This is a genomic window from Actinomycetospora corticicola (assembly GCF_013409505.1).
Classification (GTDB): domain Bacteria; phylum Actinomycetota; class Actinomycetes; order Mycobacteriales; family Pseudonocardiaceae; genus Actinomycetospora; species Actinomycetospora corticicola.
The window spans coordinates 2,005,959-2,029,407 of record NZ_JACCBN010000001.1 but is presented as its reverse complement, the minus strand read 5'-3'; the positions used below and the strand labels follow the sequence as shown (position 1 = coordinate 2,029,407).

General features: G+C 73.6%; 18 protein-coding genes and 1 pseudogene. 16 read left to right on the top strand and 3 right to left on the bottom strand.

Features of this window, described 5'->3' with window-relative positions; translation table 11 throughout:
* Window positions 1–232: 232 nt before the first annotated feature.
* The 15 genes and pseudogenes from ftsZ (at window position 233) to dnaE (ending at window position 19,501) form a co-directional block, all read left to right on the top strand.
* Window positions 233–1,501, top strand: a complete 1,269-nt coding sequence (ftsZ, locus tag BJ983_RS09630) for a cell division protein FtsZ (protein ID WP_179793599.1) — start codon at window positions 233–235, stop codon at window positions 1,499–1,501.
* Between the two features lie 40 nt (window positions 1,502–1,541).
* Complete coding sequence (pgeF, locus tag BJ983_RS09625; protein ID WP_343053959.1) at window positions 1,542–2,252, top strand: peptidoglycan editing factor PgeF; 711 nt, start codon at window positions 1,542–1,544, stop codon at window positions 2,250–2,252.
* A complete protein-coding gene (locus BJ983_RS09620) occupies window positions 2,249–2,968 on the top strand; it encodes a YggS family pyridoxal phosphate-dependent enzyme (RefSeq protein ID WP_179793597.1) in 720 nt (239 codons plus the stop codon). The genes pgeF and BJ983_RS09620 overlap by 4 nt, the downstream gene beginning before the upstream one ends.
* A gap of 704 nt (window positions 2,969–3,672) precedes the next feature.
* Window positions 3,673–4,026, top strand: a pseudogene (locus BJ983_RS30680) (cell division protein SepF); the annotation flags it as partial.
* Between the two features lie 385 nt (window positions 4,027–4,411).
* Window positions 4,412–5,350 carry a DivIVA-like cell division protein Wag31 gene (gene wag31 / locus BJ983_RS09610; protein WP_179793596.1) on the top strand — a complete coding sequence of 313 codons (939 nt, stop codon included), beginning with the start codon at window positions 4,412–4,414 and terminating at the stop codon, window positions 5,348–5,350.
* Window positions 5,351–5,422: 72 nt separating this feature from the next.
* Window positions 5,423–7,423 (top strand): hypothetical protein, encoded by a 2,001-nt coding sequence (locus BJ983_RS09605; protein ID WP_179793595.1) that lies wholly within the window; start codon window positions 5,423–5,425, stop codon window positions 7,421–7,423.
* 40 nt (window positions 7,424–7,463) lie between these two features.
* Window positions 7,464–8,273: a methyltransferase domain-containing protein gene (locus tag BJ983_RS09600; RefSeq protein WP_179793594.1), complete on the top strand. Its 810-nt coding sequence runs from the start codon at window positions 7,464–7,466 to the stop codon at window positions 8,271–8,273.
* A 155-nt stretch (window positions 8,274–8,428) separates the two neighbouring features.
* Window positions 8,429–9,913 (top strand): potassium/proton antiporter, encoded by a 1,485-nt coding sequence (locus BJ983_RS09595; protein ID WP_179793593.1) that lies wholly within the window; start codon window positions 8,429–8,431, stop codon window positions 9,911–9,913.
* A gap of 53 nt (window positions 9,914–9,966) precedes the next feature.
* A complete protein-coding gene (lspA, locus tag BJ983_RS09590; protein ID WP_179793592.1) occupies window positions 9,967–10,587 on the top strand; it encodes a signal peptidase II in 621 nt (206 codons plus the stop codon).
* On the top strand, window positions 10,584–11,519 hold the full coding sequence (locus tag BJ983_RS09585) for an RluA family pseudouridine synthase (protein WP_179793591.1): 936 nt from the start codon (window positions 10,584–10,586) through the stop codon (window positions 11,517–11,519). Before lspA ends, BJ983_RS09585 begins: the two co-directional genes overlap by 4 nt.
* Before the next feature lie 101 nt (window positions 11,520–11,620).
* Window positions 11,621–12,307 carry a hypothetical protein gene (locus tag BJ983_RS09580; protein WP_179793590.1) on the top strand — a complete coding sequence of 229 codons (687 nt, stop codon included), beginning with the start codon at window positions 11,621–11,623 and terminating at the stop codon, window positions 12,305–12,307.
* Between the two features lie 170 nt (window positions 12,308–12,477).
* Window positions 12,478–13,752 (top strand): NAD(P)/FAD-dependent oxidoreductase, encoded by a 1,275-nt coding sequence (locus tag BJ983_RS09575; protein WP_179793589.1) that lies wholly within the window; start codon window positions 12,478–12,480, stop codon window positions 13,750–13,752.
* A gap of 106 nt (window positions 13,753–13,858) precedes the next feature.
* Complete coding sequence (locus tag BJ983_RS09570) at window positions 13,859–14,836, top strand: malate dehydrogenase (protein WP_179793588.1); 978 nt, start codon at window positions 13,859–13,861, stop codon at window positions 14,834–14,836.
* A gap of 52 nt (window positions 14,837–14,888) precedes the next feature.
* Window positions 14,889–15,731 (top strand): 4-hydroxy-tetrahydrodipicolinate synthase, encoded by an 843-nt coding sequence (dapA, locus tag BJ983_RS09565; protein ID WP_179793587.1) that lies wholly within the window; start codon window positions 14,889–14,891, stop codon window positions 15,729–15,731.
* 224 nt (window positions 15,732–15,955) lie between these two features.
* On the top strand, window positions 15,956–19,501 hold the full coding sequence (dnaE, locus tag BJ983_RS09560) for a DNA polymerase III subunit alpha (RefSeq protein WP_179793586.1): 3,546 nt from the start codon (window positions 15,956–15,958) through the stop codon (window positions 19,499–19,501).
* Window positions 19,502–19,664: 163 nt separating this feature from the next.
* Here dnaE and BJ983_RS09555 read toward each other — a convergent pair whose 3' ends face one another.
* The 3 genes from BJ983_RS09555 to BJ983_RS09545 are packed head-to-tail and all read right to left on the bottom strand — an operon-like array spanning window position 19,665 to window position 22,520.
* On the bottom strand, window positions 19,665–20,453 hold the full coding sequence (locus tag BJ983_RS09555; RefSeq protein WP_179793585.1) for a crotonase/enoyl-CoA hydratase family protein: 789 nt from the start codon (window positions 20,451–20,453) through the stop codon (window positions 19,665–19,667).
* Window positions 20,450–21,487, bottom strand: coding sequence for an LLM class flavin-dependent oxidoreductase (locus tag BJ983_RS09550; protein WP_179793584.1), 1,038 nt, complete (start codon window positions 21,485–21,487; stop codon window positions 20,450–20,452). The genes BJ983_RS09555 and BJ983_RS09550 overlap by 4 nt, the downstream gene beginning before the upstream one ends.
* 7 nt (window positions 21,488–21,494) lie before the next feature.
* Window positions 21,495–22,520: an LLM class flavin-dependent oxidoreductase gene (locus tag BJ983_RS09545; protein ID WP_179793583.1), complete on the bottom strand. Its 1,026-nt coding sequence runs from the start codon at window positions 22,518–22,520 to the stop codon at window positions 21,495–21,497.
* A 57-nt stretch (window positions 22,521–22,577) separates the two neighbouring features.
* Between BJ983_RS09545 and BJ983_RS09540 the strand changes: the two genes are divergently transcribed.
* Window positions 22,578–23,417, top strand: a complete 840-nt coding sequence (locus BJ983_RS09540; RefSeq protein ID WP_218890188.1) for a class II aldolase/adducin family protein — start codon at window positions 22,578–22,580, stop codon at window positions 23,415–23,417.
* The last annotated feature ends 32 nt before the right edge of the window (window positions 23,418–23,449 follow it).

Below are 23,449 nucleotides of genomic sequence, written 5' to 3'. Positions count from 1 at the left end.
CCGGAAGTCTCGACCCGTCATCCAGAGTTCGCACCGGTTGGGGCAGACGGGTGACATCGAGGCGGGACATGCCCGGCGCGCCTGCGTGCATCACGCGGTGTCGGCTGCCTACGGTCGCGCGGACACCGGAACGGGGAGCCCTCGACCCTAGACCTCACCCGGAGGTCGAGACTCGAGGGTTGGCCCCGCGTGTCGGCCGGTGTCGCCGAACTCCGCAGTGAAAGGCGGTCCCATGACGCCCCCGCACAACTACCTGGCCGTGATCAAGGTCGTCGGCATCGGTGGCGGCGGCGTCAACGCCGTCAACCGCATGATCGAGGTCGGCCTCAAGGGCGTCGAGTTCATCGCGGTGAACACCGACGCGCAGGCCCTCCTGATGTCCGACGCCGACGTCAAGCTCGACGTCGGGCGTGAGCTCACCCGCGGCCTCGGTGCCGGCGCGGCGCCCGACGTGGGGCGCCGCGCGGCCGAGGACCACGCCGAGGAGATCGAGGAGGTCCTCAAGGGGGCCGACATGGTCTTCGTGACGGCGGGGGAGGGCGGCGGGACCGGCACGGGCGGTGCCCCCGTCGTGGCCGGCATCGCCCGCAAGCTCGGTGCGCTGACGATCGGCGTGGTGACCCGCCCGTTCTCCTTCGAGGGCAAGCGCCGCGCCACCCAGGCCGAGAACGGGATCCAGGAGCTGCGCAACGAGTGCGACACGCTCATCGTGATCCCGAACGACCGCCTGCTGCAGCTCGGCGACGTGTCGCTCTCGCTGATGGACGCCTTCCGCTCGGCGGACGAGGTGCTCCTCTCCGGGGTCCAGGGCATCACCGACCTCATCACGACGCCGGGTCTGATCAACCTGGACTTCGCCGACGTCAAGAGCGTCATGTCCGGGGCCGGCAGCGCCCTCATGGGCATCGGCTCGGCGCGCGGTGACGGCCGCAGCGTCGAGGCGGCGGGCAAGGCGATCAACTCGCCGCTGCTCGAGGCCTCGATGGACGGCGCGTACGGCGTGCTGCTCTCCATCGCGGGTGGCTCCGACCTCGGCCTGTTCGAGATCAACGAGGCCGCCTCGCTGGTGCAGGAGGCCGCGCACCCCGACGCGAACATCATCTTCGGAACCGTCATCGACGACTCGCTCGGCGACGAGGTCCGCGTGACCGTCATCGCCGCGGGCTTCGACTCCGGGGCGCCCACCCACGCGAAGGCCGTCCCCAGCGCCATCGGCCAGCCCGGCCGCGGGCCGGGACGCGGCCCGATCGCCCCGGGTGACTCCGGGGCGCGGCACACGGCGCCGCCGGTCCAGCCGCAGCCCGCGATCCCGACCGCGGTCGCCCAGGCCCCGACGACCCCGGCCACCCCGGTGCCGCGGCCCGAGGAGCTGGAGGCGGCCCGCCAGGCCGAGGCGAAGGGTGAGCCGGCGGCGGCCACCCCGGCGGCCCCGGCCGCTCCGGAGAAGCCGGCGAAGAAGGCCGAGGACGACGACGTGGACGTCCCCTCGTTCATGCGCTGAGCTCCGTCGCGTCCACCGGGGGCCTGGAACGATGGGTCACGTGCGGGTACGTCGTGTCCTGACCACGCGTGCGGGCGGCCGGTCGAGGCCCCCGTACGACTCCTTCAATCTCGGTGACCACGTCGGGGACGACCCGGCGGCGGTCGCCGCCAACCGCGAGCGGCTGGCCCGGGGGATCGGGCTGGACCCGACCCGGGTCGCGTGGATGAACCAGGTCCACGGCACCGAGGTGTCCGTCGTCGAGGGCCCGCAGGACGCGGTCCCGACGGCGGACGCGCTGGTCACCGAGGAGCCCCGGCTCGCCCTCGCCGTCGTCGTCGCCGACTGCGTGCCTGCGCTGCTCGCCGACGCCGAGGCCGGCATCGTCGCGGCCGCACACGCCGGGCGCACCGGGGCGGCGGCCGGGGTGCTGCCCGCGACCCTCGAGACGATGGAGAAGCTCGGCGCCGAGCGCGGACGCATCGACGTGCTGCTCGGGCCGAGCGTCTGCGGGCAGTGCTACGAGGTGCCCGAGGCGATGCGCGACGAGGTCGAGGCCGCGCTGCCGGGCAGCGGCGGCACCACCCGGATCGGCACGCCCTCGCTCGACCTGCGCGCGGGCCTCGTGCGCCAGCTCCGCGAGCAGGGGGTGACCGCGATCGACGCCGACTCGCGCTGCACCCTCGAGGACGACCAGCTGTTCAGCCATCGCCGCACCCGGCCGACGGGGCGGCTGGCCGGGGTCGTCTGGTGGGAGTACGACCGCCGGTGACCCCCGACGCGCGCCGCGAGGCGCTCCGGACCGCCCTCGCCGACGTCCGCGGCCGCATCGACGCGGCCGCCCGGGCCGCCGGGCGGGACCCGGCCGAGGTGGCGCTGCTCGCCGTCACGAAGACCTGGCCCGCCGGCGACGTCGCCCTCCTGACCGACCTCGGACTCACGGAGTTCGGGGAGAACAAGGAGCAGGAGGGCGCGGCGAAGGCCGACGAGCTCGCCACGCTGCGCCCGGAGGTCGACGCGCGCTGGCGGGTGGTGGGGCGCCTGCAGCGGAACAAGGCCCGGTCGCTGGCCCGCTGGGCCCACGCCGTGGACTCGGTGGACTCGCCGCGGCTCGCCGACGCGCTGGACCGGGCGGCCGGGGCGGCGTGGGAGGCGGGGGAGCGCTCCGGGCCGCTGCACGTGCTGGTCCAGGTGAGCCTCGACGGCGCCGAGGGGCGCGGCGGGGTGGGGGTCGACGACGTCGAGGCGCTGGCCGAGCGTGTCGACGGGTGCGCCCACCTCTCCCTCGACGGGGTGATGACGGTGGCTCCGCGCGACGCCGATCCCGCGGAGGCCTTCGGCACGTTTGCGGCGGTGGCCGAGCGGGTGCGCACGGCATTCCCGCACGCGAGGACCGTGTCAGCAGGCATGTCGGGGGATCTGGAGGCCGCGATCGAGCACGGATCGACGTGTGTGCGTGTCGGAGCGGCGCTCCTCGGCACCCGGTAGCTAGCGTTCCGTGTGAGTGAATGACACGGATGTAAGTCGACGGTCTCGCGGGATCGGTCGGCGGCGACAGGGAGAGGGCTGCCATGACCGCTCTGCACCGGGTGAAGGCGTACTTCGGCATGGTGCCCGCGGACGAGCTGGACGCCTACGACGGGTACGGCGACCACGACCCGTACGGCGACCGCCCTGCTCGTGCCGGGGACCGCTACGACGGGTACGTCGGCGAGCGCGCCGCGCGCCGCCGCCACGAATCCGACCGGTACGACGCCGACCGGTACGAGTCCGACCGCTTCGAGGAGCGCTACGACTCCTACGACGACCGGTACGAGGCCGACCGGTCCGACCGCTACGAGCGCCGGGCCGTCCCGGAGCGCGAGCGGGCGCTGTCCGACGACCGGGTCCGCACCCCGCGGCCCCGGGACCCCGAGTCCGAGGGGCGCGCCGAGCGTGACCTCCCGCGGCTCGCCGCCGACGACCGGGCGAGCTCCGGTGACCGTGACGAGGAGGCCGACGTGTCCGTCCGCTCGAGCGCCCGGGGTCGCAGCTGGGAGCAGAACACCGGTCCGAACCACACCTCGCGGTCCCGCAGCGGCGCCCTCGCCGCCGTGGGCAGCGCGTCGTCGGGCACCGGCTCGTCCCCGACCGGGTCGCTGTCCGGGTCGCTCGCCGCGGGCGGCTCGGGCACGGAGGCGCTCCGTGCGTCCGGTGCGGCCGCTCTCGCGCTCTCCGAGGAGCCGGTGCGCCCGGTTCGCGCCGTCGAGGCGGCGCCCGCGAAGAGCGTCGACACGCCGGCCGTCCCCGAGATCACCACGCTGCGGCCCACCAGCTACAACGAGGCCCGCGTGATCGGCGAGCGCTACCGCGACGGCATTCCGGTGATCATGAATCTCACCGAGATGGACGACGCCGCGGCGAAGCGGCTCGTCGACTTCGCGGCGGGCCTCGCGTTCGCGCTGCGGGGCTCGATCGAGAAGGTCACGAACCGGGTGTTCCTTCTCTCACCGCCCAACGTCGAGGTCTCGGCGACCGAGCGGCGCAAGTTCGCCGAGACGTCCTGAGCTGCTCTTCCTGAGCCGAGTCTGAGAGCGGACAAGCCCTCGTCGGGCGATTGCGGTCAGTGGTCGGACGGGGTCGGTGAGCGTCCGGCCGGCCCGTGACCGCCGCGCGGAGAAGGGGAAGTCCGGCCGCTACGGCCGGTCGACATCGGTGAGCGGTCCCGCACCGTCCGGCCGATCGCTCTCAGGCGTGTCGCGAGGTACGCGTGTGGGTGGCCCACCCATGATCCGTGGCGCTGTGTCACCGATCGGGCGTCGTTCGCAGCGCAACCCTGGACCTGTCCACTATGGTTCACCTGCTCGCAGAGGTCATACTCTGCGTGTCGCGGAGCTCGAAGAGCCCGAGGTACCTGGGGTTCCGCAGCCGAGGAGTGCTTGAGGAGATCCGATGCCGCTGACCCCCGCCGACGTCCACAACGTCGCGTTCAGCAAGCCGCCGATCGGCAAACGGGGCTACAACGAGGACGAGGTCGACGCGTTCCTCGACCTCGTCGAGGCCGAGCTCGGACGCCTGCTCGAGGAGAACAACGATCTCCGCGAGCAGGTCGAGCAGCTCGAGCAGCAGCTCTCGAGTGCCCACGCCGATCTGGACGACGCCCGCAGCAAGGCCGCACAGGCCCCCGCGCAGCAGAGCCCGTCGCAGCCGCCCGCGCCGGCGACCACCATGGTCCAGCCGCCGCAGCGCCCCGTCGAGGACGCGCCGCGGACGGTGCAGCAGCCGATGCCGGTGGCGCAGCAGCCCGTGCCGCAGCAGCAGTCGCAGTCGATCGTGCCGCCGCCCTACGGCGCCGACCCCTCGCCCATGGCCGGGGGTGACCACCACGTCCAGGCCGCGAAGGTCCTCGGGCTCGCCCAGGAGATGGCGGACCGGCTGACCGCCGAGGCCAAGTCCGAGGCCGACGGCATGCTCTCGGACGCCCGGACCAAGTCCGAGCAGCTGCTCTCCGAGGCGCGGACGAAGTCCGACAGCATGGTCAACGAGGCCCGCAGCCGCGCCGAGACGATGCTCAACGACGCCCGGACCCGCGCGGAGACGCTGGAGCGGCAGGCCCGCGACAAGGCCTCGACCCTCGAGCGCGACGCGCAGCGCAAGCACAACGAGACGATCACCCTCATCGAGCAGCAGAAGAGCGGCCTCGAGAAGAAGATCGACGAGCTGCGCACGTTCGAGCGGGAGTACCGGACCCGCCTCAAGACGTACCTGGAGTCGCAGCTGCGCGACCTCGAGGGCCGGGGGTCGGCGGCGCCGGCCGACGGTGCGAGCCGCAACGGGTCCGGGGGATACGCGACCAGCGGATACGGCTCCAGGGCCGAAGCCGGCAGCTGAGTCGGGCGATCCGGTCGGGGCAGGGGAAGGCTTCCGAACCGGTGACCCGACCCGCCAGGTGAGGGGTCGATCGTGCTACTGCTGGTCCTGCTCTGCGTCGTCGTGGCGTTCGCCCTGCTCGTGGTCGCGGTGGTCACGGCCACCGCGGCCTGGGCCTGGGGTTCGGTCGCGGCCAGCGCCGTGGCTGCGGGCCTCCTGATCGCCGACGTCATGCGGCGGCGGAAGGCCCGTGACGCCGCTCCGGCGGCCGCGCCGGCCGCGGTCGGCGCTCCCGGTACGTCCGCGACGTCGGGCCAGGAGCCCTGGTCGCAGCCGTCCGGCCCGTCGTCGGCGCCCGGCGGCTCCTCGGCTCCGTCCGGCCCGGTCCCGCAGGATGCGCCGGCCGGCCGGCCGGCCGCGGGTCCGCCGCAGGGCGGCCCGCAGCAGGGCGGGGCCCCGTTCGGCCCGCCCGGCCGCGCGCCGATGCCTCCGCCACCGGCCCGCCCGCGGGGCATTCCCCGGGGGCTCCGGGCCTCGGCGTCCGGCCGACTGGGGCACGACCCGTCGCGCGTGCCCAACGCTCCCGAGGGCTCCCGGTTCCTCGGCCTCGTGCCGCTGCCGAACACTCCCGCCGCCGGGCCCGGTGCCCGCCCCGGCGGGATGCCGCCGCAGGGTCCGCCCGGAGCGCCGCGCGGGCCCCAGGGTCCGGGTGGCCCGGGTGGTCAGCAGGGGCCCGGCCGACCGGGTGCCGCGCCCCCGCAGCAGACCGAGCACACCTCGACGTCGTCCGAGGCCGCCGAGACGTCCGCGTCGACGGCGGCCGGCGACGCCGCGCCGACCCGGGCGCAGAACACCCCCGACGCCGAGGTCACCCGCGCCGACGGGCAGGGCCTCACCGCGGCGACGGTGGCCGGTGGCGCGGGCGCGGCCGGAATCGCGGGCGCCGTCGCGGCGTCGGCGGCCTCGCACGACCACGAGGACGAGCAGGACGCCACCAACCGGATGTCCGCCGACGCGCTCGCCCGAGCCCGCCGCGACGCGCCGGACCGGCGGGACGAGGCCCGCGCCGACGGCGCGCCCGACCCGGCCACGGTGTCGGGGCGCCCCGGCGAGCCCGAGGACGCGCCCACGCGGCTCGAGGACGGCCGGCGCCCGTGGAGCGCCGAGCCCCCGACGGGCTCGCCGCAGCAGGGACGGCCGCAGGAGCCGTACGCGGCGCCGCAGGGGCAGCCCGGCCGGATCCAGCGCCAGGCCCCGCCGTCACAGCCGTCGCAGTCGTCGGACTCCGGTCCGGGTCGGACCGGTGCGAGCCAGCCGTTGCCGAGCCAGCCGCCGGCGGGGCAGTCGCCGCAGGGGCAGGCGCCGGGTCAGCCGTCGCAGCCGAGCCAGCCGCTGCAGAGCCAGCCGCTGCAGAGCCGGCCGCAGGGTCAGTCTCCTCAGGCCCAGCAGCAGGGTGAGCCGCAGCAGGGCCAGGTTCCGGGCCAACCGCAGCAGGGCCAGCCCCAGCACGGGCAGCCCCAGCACGGGCAGCCTGTGCAGGGTCAGGCGCAGCAGGGACCCGGGCAGCCGGCGCAGACGCGCCCGGGCGACGGTCCGCCGCCGCGGGCGCCGTCCGGTGCGGATGCGGACGCGACGGGCACCCAGGCCCCGGAGGCCCGGACGTCCGCCCAGGTCCCACCGCAGCAGGCGCCGCCGAACCAGACCGCGCCCGACCAGATGCCGCCGGCGCAGGGACGGGAGCAGGCGGACGGCGCGGCCCGGGGAGCGGACGCCGACCGTCCCGGGACGAACGGGCACGGTCGTCAGGCGCCACCCATGACGCCGCCCCTGACGCCCCCGCCGGCCCGGGCGCCCGAGCCCGAGGACGAGCAGCCCGACCGGGCCAGCCTCGACGTCGTGGTCGCGCGGGTGGACGAGGTGCTCGTGATCGACGAGGAGCCACGCTTCCACCTCGGGCGCTGTGGTTACCTGTTCGGTCGCGAGGTCATCCCGCTGCCCGTGTCGGAGGCCATCGAGCTGGGCTTCACCGGGTGCTCCTGGTGCGCTCCAGTGCGGTCGCTCGCCGAGCAGCACGGGGCGGACAGCCGGCGCTGAGGGGGAGCGGGTCGGGGTGCCCCGTGATCAGATGGTGACCGTGGAGACCCCGACCGGCACGCAGCCCGACACCGCCGCCGCTCGCTGGTCCGCCCTCATGGCGGCCCGGGCGGTCCCGGACGAGATCCTCGCCCACGCCCCGGCCAGCCCCTATCGGCAGGACCCGGAGCGGTTCCGGCCCGTCGCCGAGCCGCCCGACACGCCGTCGCGCCGGGCCGCGGTCGCGATCCTGGCCACGTCCGCCGGGCGCACCGTGCTCGACGTCGGGTGCGGGGCCGGCGCGGCCTCGCTCGCGCTGGTGGGCGAGGCGCGCCACGTGGTGGGGGTGGACCCGGCGTCGGACATGCTCGCCGCCTTCGTCGGCGCCTGCCTGGAGTGGGGGATGCCCTACCAGGGCGTGCTCGGGACCTGGCCGGAGGCGCTGCCGGACACCGGCACCGCCGACCTCGTGCTCTGCCACCACGTCGGCTACGACACCGACGACCTGGCCGGCTTCGCCGCGGGTCTCGGCGCGGCGGCCCGCTCCGGCGTCGTCATGGAGATCCACGCGACGCACCCGCAGGCCTGGCTCGACCCGTTCTGGGAGCGGTTCCACGGCGTGCGCCGCCCGGCGCCCCCGACCGCGGACGACGCGCTGGCGGTGCTGACCGAGCTCGGCGTGCAGCCCGAGGTGCAGCGCTGGACCTCGGAGCCCCGCCCGCTGGAGGACCCCGACGTGCGCGCGGCCCGCGTCGCCCGGCGGCTGTGCCTGCCGCCCGAGCGGGCGGGCGAGGTGGCGACGGCGCTCGCCGAGCACGACGGCCCGACCGCCCCGCCCGCCGAGCGGGTCACGCTGACCTGGCGGACCTGAGGGCCACCGGGACCAGTCACCGGACCGGCCACCAGGTCCGGCCACCAGGTCCGGCCACCAGGTCCGGCCACCGCGGACGACGGCGTGCCCCGGGGTCGCGACGGTACGATGCCCCCTCGGCTCGGGGTGGGTGACGACGAGGGGGACCGCGGCGCGTGGAACGGCTGCCGCTGCTGCTCGGGATCGGCTCGGCCGTCGTGCTGCTCGCGGTCGTCGCGGTCCGGTTCTCGACGCGGCTCGGCCTGCCCTCGCTGCTGCTCTACCTGGGCATCGGCGTGCTCCTCGGCGAGGCGGGCCTCGGCATCCGGTTCGACGACGCCGAGCTCACCCAGGCGCTCGGGGTCGCCGCGCTGGTCCTGATCCTGGCCGACGGCGGGCTCTCCACCCGCTGGTCGACGGTCCGCCCCGCGCTCGGGCTCGGGATCGCCCTGTCCACGGTCTCGGTCGCCGTCAGCGTCACGGTCACCGGCTACGCCCTGCACTGGCTGCTCGGTCTGGACCTGCGCGTCGCCTTCCTGTGGGGCGCGGTCCTCGCCTCCACCGATGCTGCGGCGGTGTTCAGCGTGCTGCGCGGACTCGGCCTCGGCGGGCGCCTGGTGGGCGCGTTGGAGCTGGAGTCCGGGCTCAACGACGCCCCGGCGTTCATCGCCGTCCTGCTGCTGTCGACGGGCGCCGCGATCTCCTGGACCGACCCGCTGCTCGTGGTCTACGAGCTGGTCCTCGGCGGCGTGCTCGGCCTGGTGATCGGTCGGCTCGGCGCCGCGGGCCTGCGCCGGGCGGCGCTCCCGGCCACCGGCCTCTACCCGCTGGCCACGCTCGCCGTCTGCGTCGGCGCCTACGCGCTGGTGCAGAGCCTGCACGCCTCGGGGCTGCTCGCCTGCTACGTCGCCGCGCTGGTGCTCGGCAACGGCACGCTGCCCCACCGCGAGGGCACCCGGTCGTTCGCCGAGGGCCTCGGCTGGCTCGCCCAGATCGGCCTGTTCGTGCTGCTCGGGCTCTACGTCTCCCCGGACCGGCTGCTCGCCGCCGTCGTCCCCGCCGTCATCGCGGCCGCCGTGCTCCTGCTCCTCGCCCGCCCGCTCTCCGTGGTGGCCGCCGCCCCCTGGTTCCGCGTGCCGTGGCAGGAGCAGGTGTTCCTGTCGTGGGCGGGGCTGCGCGGGGCGGTCCCGATCGTGCTCGCGCTGATCCCGTTGACCGGTGGGCTGCCGGGTGCCCGCGAGCTCGTCGACGCCGTGTTCGTGCTGGTCGTGGTCCTGACCGTCGTGCAGGGGACGACCCTCCCCGCCGTCGCGAAGGCCCTCGGCCTGGCCAAGCCGCCGGTGCAGGAGATCGAGGTCGACGCCGCGCCGCTGGAGGCGCTGCGGGCGGACCTGCTGCAGATGACGGTGCCGCAGGGGTCGCGGATGCACGGGGTCTACGTCCGGGAGCTGCGCCTGCCCGAGGGCACCGGCCTGTCGCTGGTGGTCCGGCGTGGCGCGAGCTTCACCCCGCAGTCGGACACCCGCCTGCAGGAGGGCGACCAGCTCCTCGTCGTCGCCACCGCCACCGCGCGGGAGGCCGCCGAGCGGCGGCTGCGGGCGGTGGACCGGTCGGGCCGTCTCGCGCGGTGGCGCGGTGACGCCGGCAGCCCGACCTCCTGAGCGAGCGAGGGGCCTCACGCCGAGCCCGCGGCGTCGCGGGGGAGGATGGGGACATGACCGACGCCAGGGACGGCACCGCCGCCACCGACGCCGCCGATCCGGAGGGGACCGCACCCCCCGCCCGCCGTCGGCTGCCGCTCCTGGTCGCCGTCGCGGTGTTCGTGGTCGCCGTCGACCTCGCCACCAAGATCGCGATCGTGGCCACGATGGTCGACGGCGAGCGCATCCCGCTGCTCTTCGGCGACACCGTCAGCCTGGTCCTGGTCCGCAACCCCGGCGCCGCGTTCTCCTTCGCCACCGGCATGACCTGGTTGCTCACGCTCGTGGCCGTCGCGGTCGTGATCGGCATCGCCCGGTTCGCCCGCCGCATGCGTTCGCGGGGCTGGGCGATCGCGCTGGGCCTGGTGCTCGGCGGTGCTCTGGGCAACCTCGTCGACCGCTTCTTCCGCGGGCCCGGGCCGCTGCAGGGCCACGTCGTCGACTTCGTCTCCGTCGGCTGGTGGCCGGTCTTCAACGCCGCCGACTCGGCGATCTGCCTCGGCGGCGCGCTGCTCGTGGGGCTCGCGCTGTGGGGGATCGAGATCGACGGGTCCCGGTCCGGCCGCGACCCGGTCGGCCCGGCGGGAGCCGGAGACGGAGCGCAGCGGAGCTCGACCGGGGGAGAGGGCCGATGAGCCTGCGCACCCTCCCGGTCCCCGACGGCCTCGACGGCCTGCGTCTCGACGCCGGGCTCTCCCGCATGCTCGGTCTCTCCCGCACCGTCGTCGCCGCGCTCGCGGAGGACGGCGCCGTGCGCCTCGACGGGGCCGTCGCCGGCAAGTCCGACCGGCTGGTCGCGGGCAGCTGGCTCGAGGTCGACCTGCCCGACCCGGAGCGGGAACCGGCCGAGCGGATCGTCACCGCCCGCGCCGTGGAGGGCCTCGTGGTGCTCCACGAGGACGACGAGATCGTGGTCGTGGACAAGCCCGTCGGGGTCGCGGTGCACCCGAGCCCGGGCTGGACGGGGCCCACCGTGGTCGCCGGTCTCGCCGCACTCGGGGTCTCGATCGCGACGTCCGGGGCGGCGGAGCGCCAGGGCATCGTGCACCGGCTCGACGCGGGCACCACCGGCGTCATGGTGGTGGCGAAGTCCGAGCGGGCCTACTCGGTGCTCAAGACGGCCTTCCGGGAGCGGACGGTCGCGAAGACCTACCTCGCCGTCGTGCAGGGTCATCCCGACCCGAGCGACGGCACCATCGACGCCCCCATCGACCGGCACCCCAAGCACGACTGGCGCTTCGCGGTGATGACCGACGGCAAGCCCTCGGTCACCCACTACCGCACGCTGGAGGCCTTCCCGGCGGCGTCGCTGCTCGAGGTGGAGCTCGAGACCGGGCGCACCCACCAGATCCGCGTCCACTTCTCCGCGCTGCGCCACCCGTGCGTGGGCGACTCCGGCTACGGCGCCGACCCGACGCTGTCCAAGCGGCTGGGCCTGACGCGCCAGTGGCTGCACGCCCACCGGCTCGGGCTGCACCATCCCGCCGACGGCCGGTGGGTGGAGTACGTCAGCGAGCCGCCCGCGGACCTCGCTCACGCCCTCGACGTCCTGCGGGCCTCCAGCTGAGCCAGGCGCCCGATGCCGGTCCGGGGCCTGTTCCGGACGACGGGGCCGGTCCCGACGACGAGGACCTGCCCCGCTGGCCGCGGTACGCGATCGCGGCGGCGGTGCTGCTCGTCGTCGTGCTGGTGACCGCGTGGGCGGCGGGCAGCCAGCGCAGCGGACCCGACGCGGGGGTGAGCGGCCCGGCCGGGTCGACCGATGCCGTCCGGCTCGGCCCCGACGCGGGGGAGGACGTCGCCGCCTACCTGGCCCGCGCGGCCGTCGTCCCGGACCCCGGGGTTCCGTCGCCGCGGCTCGCCCTGGTGCAGTTCGAGGCGGGCCTCGACCCGGCCGCGGCCGCATCCGCCGTCGGGACCGCCCAGCCCCTGCGGGCGGTGGTGCGCGTGCCCTTCCCCCGCGTGCAGACCGCGCTGCGCGACGTGGACCTCCAGCCCGCGCCGCCCGAGGCGGCGTTCCGGGCCGCGCTGACCACGGCCGCCGGCCAGGCCGCCCAGGACGCGACGGTGGCGCCGGCCGGCACGCGGCGCGCGGCGGTCGCGTCCGCCGAGGCCGCCGCACTGGGCCGCCCGGACTGCGGGTGCCTCGTCGCCGTCGTCGTGCGGGTCGCCCCCTCGGAGGTGCCCGCCCTCCGTTCCCGGCCGGGCGTGCGGGCGGTGCAGGTGGCGCCGCCGGGCACCGCCCGCACCCGCCTCGCGGTGTCCCCGCTGCTGCCGGACCAGGGCCTCGGGCGGGCCGACGGGCCGGTCGTCGGGCCCGTACCGGACGACGGGCCGGTGCCGCCGACCGGGTGACACACGTCGGTGTGCTCCCCGTGAGCGGAGACACGACGTGACGTGCACGGCACGGGGCGACGCCCCACGGCGCGGCGTGACGGAGGACCATGGCGGGTACGCCAGGGATACCGCGCCGGGTCGGTCTGAATCGAACCGATCAGCGCGGAAGGGAGAGGAGCGCAGGGCTGATGAGTGCCGCGGTGTCGAACGGGGCGACGGCGACGGACACGCGTCCCCACGTCGTCGTGGTGGGAGCGGGCTTCGCCGGGATCTCCGCCGTGAGGTCGCTGCGCAAGGCGCCGGTACGGGTCACGCTGATCGACCGGCACAGCTACTCCACGTTCCAGCCCCTGCTCTACCAGGTCGCGACGGGTGCGTTGAACCCCGGCGACATCACCTACGGCGCGCGGTCGTTCGTGTCCAACGTGGAGCGCAAGGGCTCCACCTGGGTCACCTTCCGCAAGGGCGTCGTCACCGAGATCGACCCCGACGCGAAGGTGCTCACGCTCGACGTCGGGCCGCAGCTGTCCTACGACTACCTGATCCTCGCCAACGGCGTCACGACGAACTACTTCGGTGTGCCCGGGGCGCGGGAGAACGCCTACCCGATCTACACGCGGGCCGAGGCGCTCGCGGTCCGCGACCGGATGATGGGCTACCTCGACCACATCTCCGCCACCGGCGAGACCGACGGTGCGTCGGTCGTGGTGGTCGGCGGTGGCGCCACCGGCGTCGAGATGGCCGGCACGCTGGCCGAGCTGCGCAACTCGATGCTGCCGTCGCGCTACCCCGAGCTGGACCCCGACCACGTGAAGGTCGTCCTGCTCGAGATGACCGACAAGGTGCTCGGCCCGTTCGACGCGAAGCTCCGCCGGTACGCGGCCAACCAGCTGCGCGAGCGCGGGGTGGAGCTGCGGCTCGGCACCGCGGTGTCCGAGGTGCGGCCCGACCGGGTCGTGCTGAAGTCCGGCGAGGAGATCCCGGCCCAGATGACCATCTGGGCCACCGGGGTCGCCGCGCACGACACCGTGAAGAAGTGGGGCCTCACCCAGGGCCGCGGCGGACGCATCGTCGTCGACTCCCAGCTGCGCGTCCCCGAGCACCCGGACGTGTTCGTGGCCGGCGACATCGGGGTCATCGACGAGAACCCGCTGCCGCAGCTCGCGCAGCCGGCGATCCAGACCGGGGCGCAGGCCGCGAAGAACCTGGTGGCCCTGCTCGAGGGCCGGCCGCTGGAGCCCTTCAGGTACTTCGACAAGGGCACGATGGCCACCATCGGGCGTCGGGCCGCCGTCGCCGAGATCGCGCACGGCCCGAAGCTCACCGGCACGCTCGCGTGGCTGGCGTGGATGTTCGTCCACGTCTTCGCGCTGCTGGGCAACCGCAACCGGATCATGGTCTCGCTCGCCCTGACCTTCCGGTACATCGGGCAGCGGCGCTCGCAGCTCGTCGTCGGCGACTGACCTGGTGGGCGCGGTGAGGTGACACGCCTCGCCGCGTCCCGCCCGGTCGGACGTGGGAGGCTGGCGGCCCGGAAGATCAGGGTCCTCATCCGTCTGGAGACTGAGCATGGCCTCGCCCGTCAACGTCGTCGTCACCGGTGCCGCCGGTCAGATCGGTTACGCGCTGCTGTTCCGCATCGCCTCCGGTCAGCTGCTCGGGGAGGGCCGCCCGGTGCGGCTGAAGCTCCTCGAGATCCCGCAGGCCGTGAAGGCCGCCGAGGGCACCGCCCTCGAGCTGGAGGACGGCGCGTTCGAGCTGCTCGACGGCGTGGACGTCTACGACGACGCGACGAAGGCCTTCGAGGGCGCGAACGTCGGTCTGCTCGTCGGCGCCCGTCCGCGGACCAAGGGCATGGAGCGCGCCGACCTGCTCGAGGCCAACGGCGGCATCTTCAAGCCGCAGGGCGAGGCGCTCAACGGCGCGGCCGACGACGTCAAGGTGCTCGTCGTCGGCAACCCGGCCAACACCAACGCCCTCATCGCCGCGTCCAACTCGGACGTGCCGAAGGACCGTTTCACCGCGATGACGCGGCTGGACCACAACCGCGGCCTCGCGCAGCTCGCGAACAAGTTCGGCGTGGGTGTCGGCCAGATCTCGAAGTTCACGATCTGGGGCAACCACTCCGCCTCGCAGTACCCCGACGTCTCGAACGTCCTCATCGACGGCAAGCCGGTCGCCGACCAGATCGACCAGGGCTGGCTGACCGACGAGTTCATCCCGCGCGTCGCGAAGCGCGGCGCCGAGATCATCGAGGTCCGCGGCGCGTCCTCCGCGGCGTCCGCGGCCGCCGCGGCGATCGACCACGTGTACACCTGGGTGAACGGCACCCGCGAGGGCGACTGGACCTCCGCCGCGATCGTCTCCGACGGGTCGTACGGCACCCCCGAGGGCCTCGTCTCGTCCTTCCCCGTCACCGCGAAGGACGGGAAGTGGGAGATCGTCCAGGGCCTGGACATCTCGGACTTCTCCCGCGAGCGGATCGACGCCTCGACGGGCGAGCTCGCCGAGGAGCGCGAGGCCGTGAAGAAGCTCGGCCTGGTCTAGGACCGGCCACCCGGTGTCGACGGGCGGCACCCCGACAGGGCAACCTGTCCGGGTGTCGCTCGGAACCGTCCTCACCGCCATCGTCACGCCCTTCGACGAGCAGGGCGCCGTCGACGAGAAGACCTTCGTCGACCTGATGCACCACCTCGCCGCGCACGGTTCCGACGGGATCGTCGTGTGCGGGACGACCGGTGAGTCCCCGACGCTGTCGATCGAGGAGCACATGCGCCTCGTGGAGCTCGCCTGCGCCGAGCGCCCCGCGGGCGCGACCGTCATCGGGTCGGCGGGCTCGAACGACACCCGGCACGCCGTCGAGATGACCGAGCGGGCCACCGAGGCCGGCGTCGACGGCATCCTCTCGGTGACGCCGTACTACAACCGCCCCAACCGGCGGGGGCTCGCGGCGCACTACCGCGAGGTCTCGAAGGCGACCGACAAGCCGATCGTGCTCTACAACATCCCGTCGCGGGTGTCCCGGGACGTGCCCAACGACGAGCTCGCCGAGCTGGCCCAGATCGAGCACGTCGACTACGTCAAGCAGGCCGCGAACGCCAACCTCGCGAAGGTCGACGGCCTCGGCATCTACGCCGGCAACGACGAGCTGTACGCCCCGGTCCTCGACCTGGGGGAGTGCGGGGTCATCTCGGTCGCCTCGCACGTCTGCGGCAATCTCATGGCGCGCATGGCCCGCGAGCCGGAGAACCGCGCGGAGCTGGAGGCGGCGTTCAAGCCCATCCTCGACGCCCTCTCGGTGACGGTGAACCCGATCCCGGTCAAGGCCGCCCTCGCGATGCTGGGCCTCTGCGGCCCGGGCCTGCGCCTCCCGCTGGTGGAGGCCTCCGAGGAGGAGGCCGCCGTGGTGCGGCAGGCGCTCGAGGGCGCCGGCCTGCTCTAGTTCCCGTCCCGACGGCGGGTGGGGGCGGGGCCGTTCGCGCCAGTCCGGTGCGTCGACACGCCGCCGCGGCGCGGTGAGCAGCGCCGACGTCCCGCCGCCCGAGTGAGCGCCGAGACTGTCGGACCCGACAGGTAGCGTGGCCGCAGTCCCGAGCCCCCTGGTCGCCTCCCGCAGGCGCCGGGGTCGGGGCGTGACGAGGTAGCCGTTCCGGGGAGGTCTCTCGCGTGTCCGACGACTCGTTCGTCCACCTCCACACCCACACCGAGTTCTCGATGCTCGACGGTGCGGCGCGGTTGGACGACCTGTTCTCCGAGGCCGCCCGCATGGGCATGCCGGCCCTGGCGATGACCGACCACGGCAACACCTACGGCGCCTACGAGTTCTGGAAGAAGGCCAAGGCCCACGGGGTCAAGCCGATCATCGGCATGGAGGGCTACGTCGCGCCCGGCTCGCGGCACGAGCGCAAGCGCGTGTCGATCGGGCAGAACGCCAACGGCAGCGACAACCCCGACCTCATGTACACCCACATGACGCTCCTGGCGGAGAACACGGAGGGGATGCACAACCTCTTCCGGCTCTCCAGCCTCGCGAGCCTCGAGGGGTACTACTACAAGCCCCGCATGGACCGGGAGCTCCTGGAGACCTACGGCAAGGGGATCATCGCGACGACGGGCTGCCCGTCGGGCGAGGTCGCGCGCCTGCTCCAGCAGGGCGACCGCGACGGGGCCATGCAGGCCGCGAGCGACTACCGGGACATCTTCGGCCGCGACAACTTCTTCTGCGAGCTGATGGACCACGGCATCGAGATCGAGCGCCGGGTCCGCGACGACCTCTACGACCTGAAGAAGAAGCTGGATCTGCCGGGTCTCGCGACGAACGACCTGCACTACACCTACGCGAAGGACGCGAAGCCGCACGAGGTGCTGCTCTGCGTGCAGACCGGCAAGACGATGAACGACCCGAACCGGTTCCGGTTCGACGCGCAGGACTTCTACCTCAAGTCGGCCGCCGAGATGCGGGCGCAGTGGGACCCGGTCTTCCCCGAGGCGTGCGACAACACGCTGGCGATCGCCGAGCGCGTCGACGTCACCTTCACCGAGGGACGCGACCTGCAGCCGGTGGCGCCGGTGCCCGAGGGGGAGACCGAGGGGTCCTGGCTGGTCAAGGAGGTCGAGCGGGGGCTGCACTGGCGCTTCCCGAACGGCTTCTCCGAGAAGTACCGCAAGCAGGCCGACTACGAGGTGTCGGTCATCATGCAGATGGGCTACCCGGGCTACTTCCTGGTGACGGCCGACCTGCTGAACTACGCGCGCTCGGTCAACCTGCGCGTCGGGCCGGGCCGCGGCAGTGCGGCCGGCAGCCTCGTCGCCTACGTCCTCGGGATCACCGACCTCGACCCGATCCACCACAAGCTGATCTTCGAGCGGTTCCTCAACCCCGAGCGCGTCTCCATGCCCGACATCGACATGGACTTCGACGAGCGTCGGCGCGGCGAGATGATCCGCTACGTCACCGAGAAGTACGGCGAGTCGAAGATCGCGCAGATCATCACCTACTCCACGATCAAGGCGAAGGCCGCGATCAAGGACTCCGCGCGCGTGCTCTACGGGCAGCCCGGCTACGCGGTGGCCGACCGCATCACCAAGTCGATGCCGCCCGCCGTCATGGGCAAGGACATCCCGCTGTCCGGCGTGTTCGACCCGAGCCACAAGCGCTACTCCGAGGCCGCCGAGATGCGGGCGCTCTACGAGTCGGACCCGCAGGTCAAGGAGATCGTCGACACCGCGAAGGACCTCGAGGGCCTCAAGCGGCAGTGGGGCGTGCACGCCGCCGGCGTGATCATGTCCAAGGAACCGCTGATCGACGTCATCCCGATCCAGCGGCGCGAGGCCGACGGCGCGATCATCACGCAGTTCGACATGGGTGTCTGCGAGACGCTCGGGCTGCTGAAGATGGACTTCCTCGGTCTGCGCAACCTGACGATCATCGACGACGCGCTGAAGAACATCACGCTGAACGGCAAGGAGCCGCTCGACCTCGACGCCCTCGGGCTCGACGACAAGGCCACCTACGACCTGCTGTCCCGCGGCGAGACGCTCGGGGTGTTCCAGCTCGACGGCGGCCCGATGCGCGACCTCCTGCGGCGCATGGCGCCCACCGAGTTCGACGACATCTCGGCCGTCGGCGCGCTCTACCGGCCGGGCCCGATGGGCGCGAACGCCCACAACGACTACGCCGACCGCAAGAACGGTCGCCAGGAGGTCACCCCGATCCACCCGGAGCTCGCCGAGCCGCTCAAGGAGGTCCTCGGCGAGACCTACGGGCTGATCGTGTACCAGGAGCAGGTCATGGCGATCGCCCAGGTGCTCGCGGGCTACTCGCTGGGCAAGGCCGACCTGCTGCGCCGCGCGATGGGCAAGAAGAAGAAGGAGATCCTCGACAAGGAGTACGCCGGCTTCGCCCAGGGGATGAAGGACAACGGCTACTCCGCGGCGGCGATCAAGACGCTGTGGGACATCCTGCTGCCGTTCTCCGACTACGCGTTCAACCGCGCGCACTCCGCCGCCTACGGCGTCGTCTCCTACTGGACCGCCTACCTCAAGGCGAACTACCCCGCCGAGTACATGGCGGCGGTGCTCACCAGCGTCCGCGACGACAAGGACAAGGCGGCGATCTACCTCGCCGAGTGCCGGCGCATGGGCATCACGGTGCTCCCGCCCGACGTGAACGACTCGGTGCGCGACTTCGCCCCGGTCGGCGACGACATCCGCTTCGGTCTCGGCGCCATCCGCAACGTGGGCGCCAACGTCGTCGAGTCGATCGTCGGCAGCCGGCGGGAGAAGGGCAACTTCTCCGACTTCTCCGACTTCCTGCGCAAGGTCGAGCAGCAGGTCTGCAACAAGAAGACGGTCGAGTCGCTGATCAAGGCGGGCGCGTTCGACTCGCTGGGCCACCCCCGCAAGGGCCTCGCCCTGGTGCACGCCGAGGCCATCGACGCGGTGATGACCACCAAGCGCGCCGAGGCGGACGGCCAGTTCGACCTGTTCGGCAGCTTCGACGAGCCGGGCGACGACGCCGAGGCCGTCGACACCACCGGCATGTTCGACGTGAAGGTCCCCGAGGGGGAGTGGGAGCCCAAGCACCGGCTCGCCCTGGAGCGGGAGATGCTCGGCCTCTACGTCTCGGGGCACCCGCTCAACGGGATCGAGCACGTCCTGGCCAGCCGCGCCGACACCCCGATCACCAAGATCCTCGAGGGCGACGTCCCCGAGGGCGCGGCGGTCACCGTCGGCGGCATCCTCGCGAGCGTCACCCGGCGGGTGAACAAGAAGGGCGAGCCCTGGGCATCGGCCCAGATCGAGGACCTCGCCGGCGGGATCGAGGTGCTGTTCTTCCCCCGGACCTACGCCGCGGTGTCGATCGACGTCTCCGAGGACGCGATCGTGCTGCTCAAGGCCAAGGTCAACAAGCGGGACGACCGCGTCAGCCTGTTCGTGGAGGACCTCGCCGTGCCCGATCTGTCCACCGGGGCGCAGGCCGCCCCGCCGGTGCGGGTGACGATCGAGAGCGCCCGGTGCACGCCCGAGCGGGTCGGGAAGTTCAAGGAGGTCCTCGTCGCCCACCCCGGGTCGAGCGAGGTCCACCTCACGCTGCTCGCCGCAAACGGCGCCTCCCACGTGCTCCGGCTCGACGACGGGCTCAAGGTCACGAACTCCAGCGCCCTCATGGGCGACCTGAAGGCCCTGCTCGGACCCCGCTGCCTCAGCTGACGGCCGGCTCGGCCGCGAGGTTCACGTGGGGCAGGTCCGGGGCGCCCGAAACCTGCGTGGTGTGACCCTCGGCGGTGGCCGGGTCGGAGCCCCGCGGCGAGGTTCACGTGGGGCAGGTCCGGGGCGCCCGGATCCTGCGTGGTGTGACCCTCGGCGGAGGAGATCAGCCCGAGGAGTCGAAGGTCCCGTGCCGTCCGGCGCCCCCGGCGAACCGGGCCGCCCCCGCCACGCCCTCGGCCATGAGCGCCGCCATGCCGCCCGAGAACTCCGCGGCGAGCGCGGCCTCCTCGTCCAATCCCTCCTGGCCGAGCACCGACGCCCGGTCGGCGCGCAGGCAGACCTGCGGGAACGCCGCGAGGTCGCGCGCCAACGCCTGGGCGGCCGACAGCGCCTCACCGGCCGGCACCACCCGGTTGGCCAGCCCGATCGACAGGGCCTCCGCCGCGTCGACCGGGCGGCCCGTCAGCACCAGGTCCATCGCCCGGCTCGCTCCGATGAGCCGGGGGAGGCGGACCGTCCCGCCGTCGATCAGCGGCACGCCCCACCGGCGGCAGAAGACCCCGAACACGGCGGTCTCGTCGGCGACGCGCAGGTCGCACCACAACGCCAGCTCCAGGCCACCGGCCACCGCGTGCCCCGACACGGCGGCGATCACCGGCTTCGACAGCCGCAGCCGGGTCGGCCCCATCGGACCATCGCCGGCCGGGTCCGTGCGGTTGCCGGACGACGAGCCCACCGCGGTCAGGTCGGCTCCGGCGCAGAACACCCCGTCGGCGCCGTGCAGCACGGCGACCGCGGCGCCCGGGTCGGCGTCGAACGCGCGGAAGGCGTCGGCGAGTGCGAGGGCGGTCGGGCCGTCGACGGCGTTGCGCCGCTCCGGGCGGTGCAGCGTGACCGTGGTGACGGGACCGTCGCGCGAGACCCGCACCGACCCGGCGTCGGGAAGGCTCACCGCGGGCTCCAGCCGAGCGCGGGGCCGAGCTTCGTCGCCATGTCGGTGAGGATCTGCACGTAGTCGGCGTGCTCGAAGGTGAACGGCAGCGCCCACACCACCTCGCGGACCTCCCGGAACGCCGGGTTGGCGTAGAGCTCCTCCGCGATCTGCTCGGAGGTCCCGACGAGGTCGCGGGCGTAGAGCATCTGCCGGGGCCCGTGGGCGACGGCGGTGCGCGGGGTGCGGTGCTCGACGAAGGCGGTGTAGCGGGCCTTCTGGTCGGCGGTGGCGGAATCGGTCGGGATGACGACGAGACCCTGCGACACGCGGGCGGCCGCCCCGAGCGGGTGGACCGAGCGGAACAGCTCGATCTGCTCCTGCTGGATGAGCGGGAAGACCCGGGAGGCGTCGTCGCCGAGGTCGTGGCCCTCGGACTGGATCACGTTGCTCGTGAGCATCGCGAGGCCCTGCTCCCCGGCCCAGCGCACCGAGCGCCGGCTGCCGCCGCCGTACCAGACGCGGTCGGCGAGGCCGGGCGACTGCGGCTGCACGTAATCGGAGAACGACTCGATGCCGTCGATGCCCGCGAAGGTGCTGGCGGGCTCGCCGCGCAACATCGCGAGGAGGCGCTCCACGCGGTGGTACGTCAGATCCTCGACGTCCGCGGTGTCGGGGTACAGCCCGGCCTTCACGTCGTCCCAGTGGATCGGCGGCCCGACGGACAGGCCGGGGTTCATCCGGCCGCCGGAGAGGACGTCGACGGTGCCGAGGTCCTCGGCGTAGCGCAGCGGGTTCTCCCAGCCCAGCGGCGTCACCGCCGTGCCGAACTCGATCCGCGAGGTCCGCTGCGAGGCGGCGGCGAGGATCGCGATCGGCGAGGAGATGCCGGACTGGAAGTGGCGGTGGCGCAGCCACACCGAGTCGAAGCCGAGCTCCTCGCCGAGCACGATCTCGCGCAGCAGGTACTCGTGGCCGGGCGCGGGGTCGGCGCCGTCGTACGTACCGAGCGTCAGGAAGCCCTGGCGCTCCAGGGGGACACCGGGTTCGGGCATGGGCCGATCATGCCGCGCGGGACCATCCCAGGGCAGGTCCGAGCGTCGTCGCCATGTCGGTGAGGATCTGCACGTAGTCCTCGTGGGCGAAGCCGAACGGAAGGGCGAACACCACCTCGGTGACCTCGCGGAACGCCGCGTGCGCGTAGAGCGCCTGCGCGACCTCCTCGGAGGTCCCCAGGATGTCCTTCGCGAACAGCAGCCGGCCCGGACCCTGCGGCGACGACGTCCGCGCGGTGCGGCCCTCGACGTACTCCGCGTACTTCGCCTTCTGCGCGTCGGTGGCGGTGTCGGTCGGGATGACGACGAGGCCCTGCGAGACCCGCCCCGACCCGGCGTCGGGAAGGGCCTCCCGGTACGCCCGGATGGTGCGGGACTGGATCCCGGCGAAGTCCGGCTCCTCGTCCTCGCCGACGCGCACGACCGACGAGGTCAGCAGGTTGAGACCCTGCTGCCCGGCCCAGACCGCGGAACGGTCGCTCGCCGCGCCGTACCAGACGCGGTCAGCGAGTCCCGCGGCGTGCGGCTGGACGTGGTCGGAGAAGACCTCGATGCCCTGGACCCCCGAGAACGTGCTCGCGGGCTCGCCGCGCAGCAGCCGCAGGAGGCGCTCGACGCGGGTGTAGGTGAAGTCCTCGGCGTCGGCGGTGTCGGGGTAGAGCGACTGCTTCACGTCGTCGAAGTGGCCGGGCGGGCCGACGGAGAGGCCGGGGTTCATCCGGCCGCCCGAGAGGACGTCGAGGGTGGAGAGGTCCTCGGCGTAGCGCAGCGGGTTCTCCCAGCCCAGCGGGGTCACGGCGGTGCCGAACTCGATCCGCGACGTGCGCTGCGAGGCCGCCGCGAGCAACGTGACGGGGGAGGAGACGCCGTGCTGCAGGTGGCGGTGCCGCAGCCAGACGGAGTCGAACCCGAGCTCCTCGGCGAGCACGATCTCCTGCAGGAGGCTCTCGTGGCCCGGGGCGGGGTCGTCGCCGTCGAAGGTGCCGATGGTGAGGAAACCGAGCTTCTCGAGCGCGACGCCGGGTGCGGGCATGCCTCCGATCATGCTCTCCTCTTGACCCGCGCGCGTACCACGGCGCACCGTCGGGAGATGGCCGCACCGACGCAGGACCGCAGCGACGAGCAGACCCCCGAGGTCGACGGGATGCCGGGCTACCAGCCGAAGCAGCCCGGTCTGCAGATGCCGAAGCCGCCGACCTTCTCGAACGTCGAGGAGGAGCGGCTGCACCGCAAGCAGCAGCTGGCCGGCGCGTTCCGGGTGTTCGGCCGGTTCGGCTTCGGGGAGGGGATCGCCGGGCACATCACGGTCCGCGACCCCGAGGACCCGCACATGTTCTGGGTCAACCCGTTCGGCATGAGCTTCCGGCACATCCGGGTCTCCGACCTCATCGCCGTGAACCACGAGGGCGAGGTCGTCTACGGCAACAAGCCCGTGAACCAGGCCGGCTTCGTCATCCACTCCGCCGTCCACGCCGCGCACCCCGAGGTCGTCGCCGCCGCCCACGCGCACTCGGTGTACGGCAAGGCGTGGTCCTCGCTGGGCCGCCCGCTCGACCCGATCACCCAGGACGCCTGCACGCTCTACGAGCAGCACGGCGTGGTCACCGAGGGCCGTGGCGCCGTCGTGCTCGACCCCGAGGTGGGGCGCGCCCTCGCCACCGGGCTCACCGGCCGCAAGATGGTGTTCCACCAGAACCACGGCATCTTCACCGTCGGCGACACGGTCGCCGAGGCGGCCTGGTGGTTCATCAACACCGAGCGCAACTGCCAGGCCCAGCTGCTCGCCGAGGCCGCCGGCACGCCGACGCAGATCGACCACGTCAACGCGAAGTTCTCCGCCGAGCAGACCGGCTCGGCCTACGCCGGCTGGTTCTCGTTCCAGCCGATCTGGGACGAGATCGTCCGGACGGATCCGGACTTGTTCGACTAGGTGGGCGGAGCCCAGGTGAGCAGAAACGGCTG

Excerpts from the sequence above, each read along its gene's own strand:
- ftsZ (WP_179793599.1), top strand. The coding sequence starts at position 233 with ATGACGCCCCCGCACAACTACCTGGCCGTGATCAAGGTCGTCGGCATC.
- wag31 (WP_179793596.1), top strand. The coding sequence starts at position 4,412 with ATGCCGCTGACCCCCGCCGACGTCCACAACGTCGCGTTCAGCAAGCCG.
- lspA (WP_179793592.1), top strand. The coding sequence starts at position 9,967 with ATGACCGACGCCAGGGACGGCACCGCCGCCACCGACGCCGCCGATCCG.
- BJ983_RS09585 (WP_179793591.1), top strand. The coding sequence starts at position 10,584 with ATGAGCCTGCGCACCCTCCCGGTCCCCGACGGCCTCGACGGCCTGCGT.
- BJ983_RS09575 (WP_179793589.1), top strand. The coding sequence starts at position 12,478 with ATGAGTGCCGCGGTGTCGAACGGGGCGACGGCGACGGACACGCGTCCC.
- BJ983_RS09570 (WP_179793588.1), top strand. The coding sequence starts at position 13,859 with ATGGCCTCGCCCGTCAACGTCGTCGTCACCGGTGCCGCCGGTCAGATC.
- BJ983_RS09550 (WP_179793584.1), bottom strand. The coding sequence starts at position 21,487 with ATGCCCGAACCCGGTGTCCCCCTGGAGCGCCAGGGCTTCCTGACGCTC.
- BJ983_RS09545 (WP_179793583.1), bottom strand. The coding sequence starts at position 22,520 with ATGCCCGCACCCGGCGTCGCGCTCGAGAAGCTCGGTTTCCTCACCATC.
- BJ983_RS09540 (WP_218890188.1), top strand. The coding sequence starts at position 22,578 with ATGGCCGCACCGACGCAGGACCGCAGCGACGAGCAGACCCCCGAGGTC.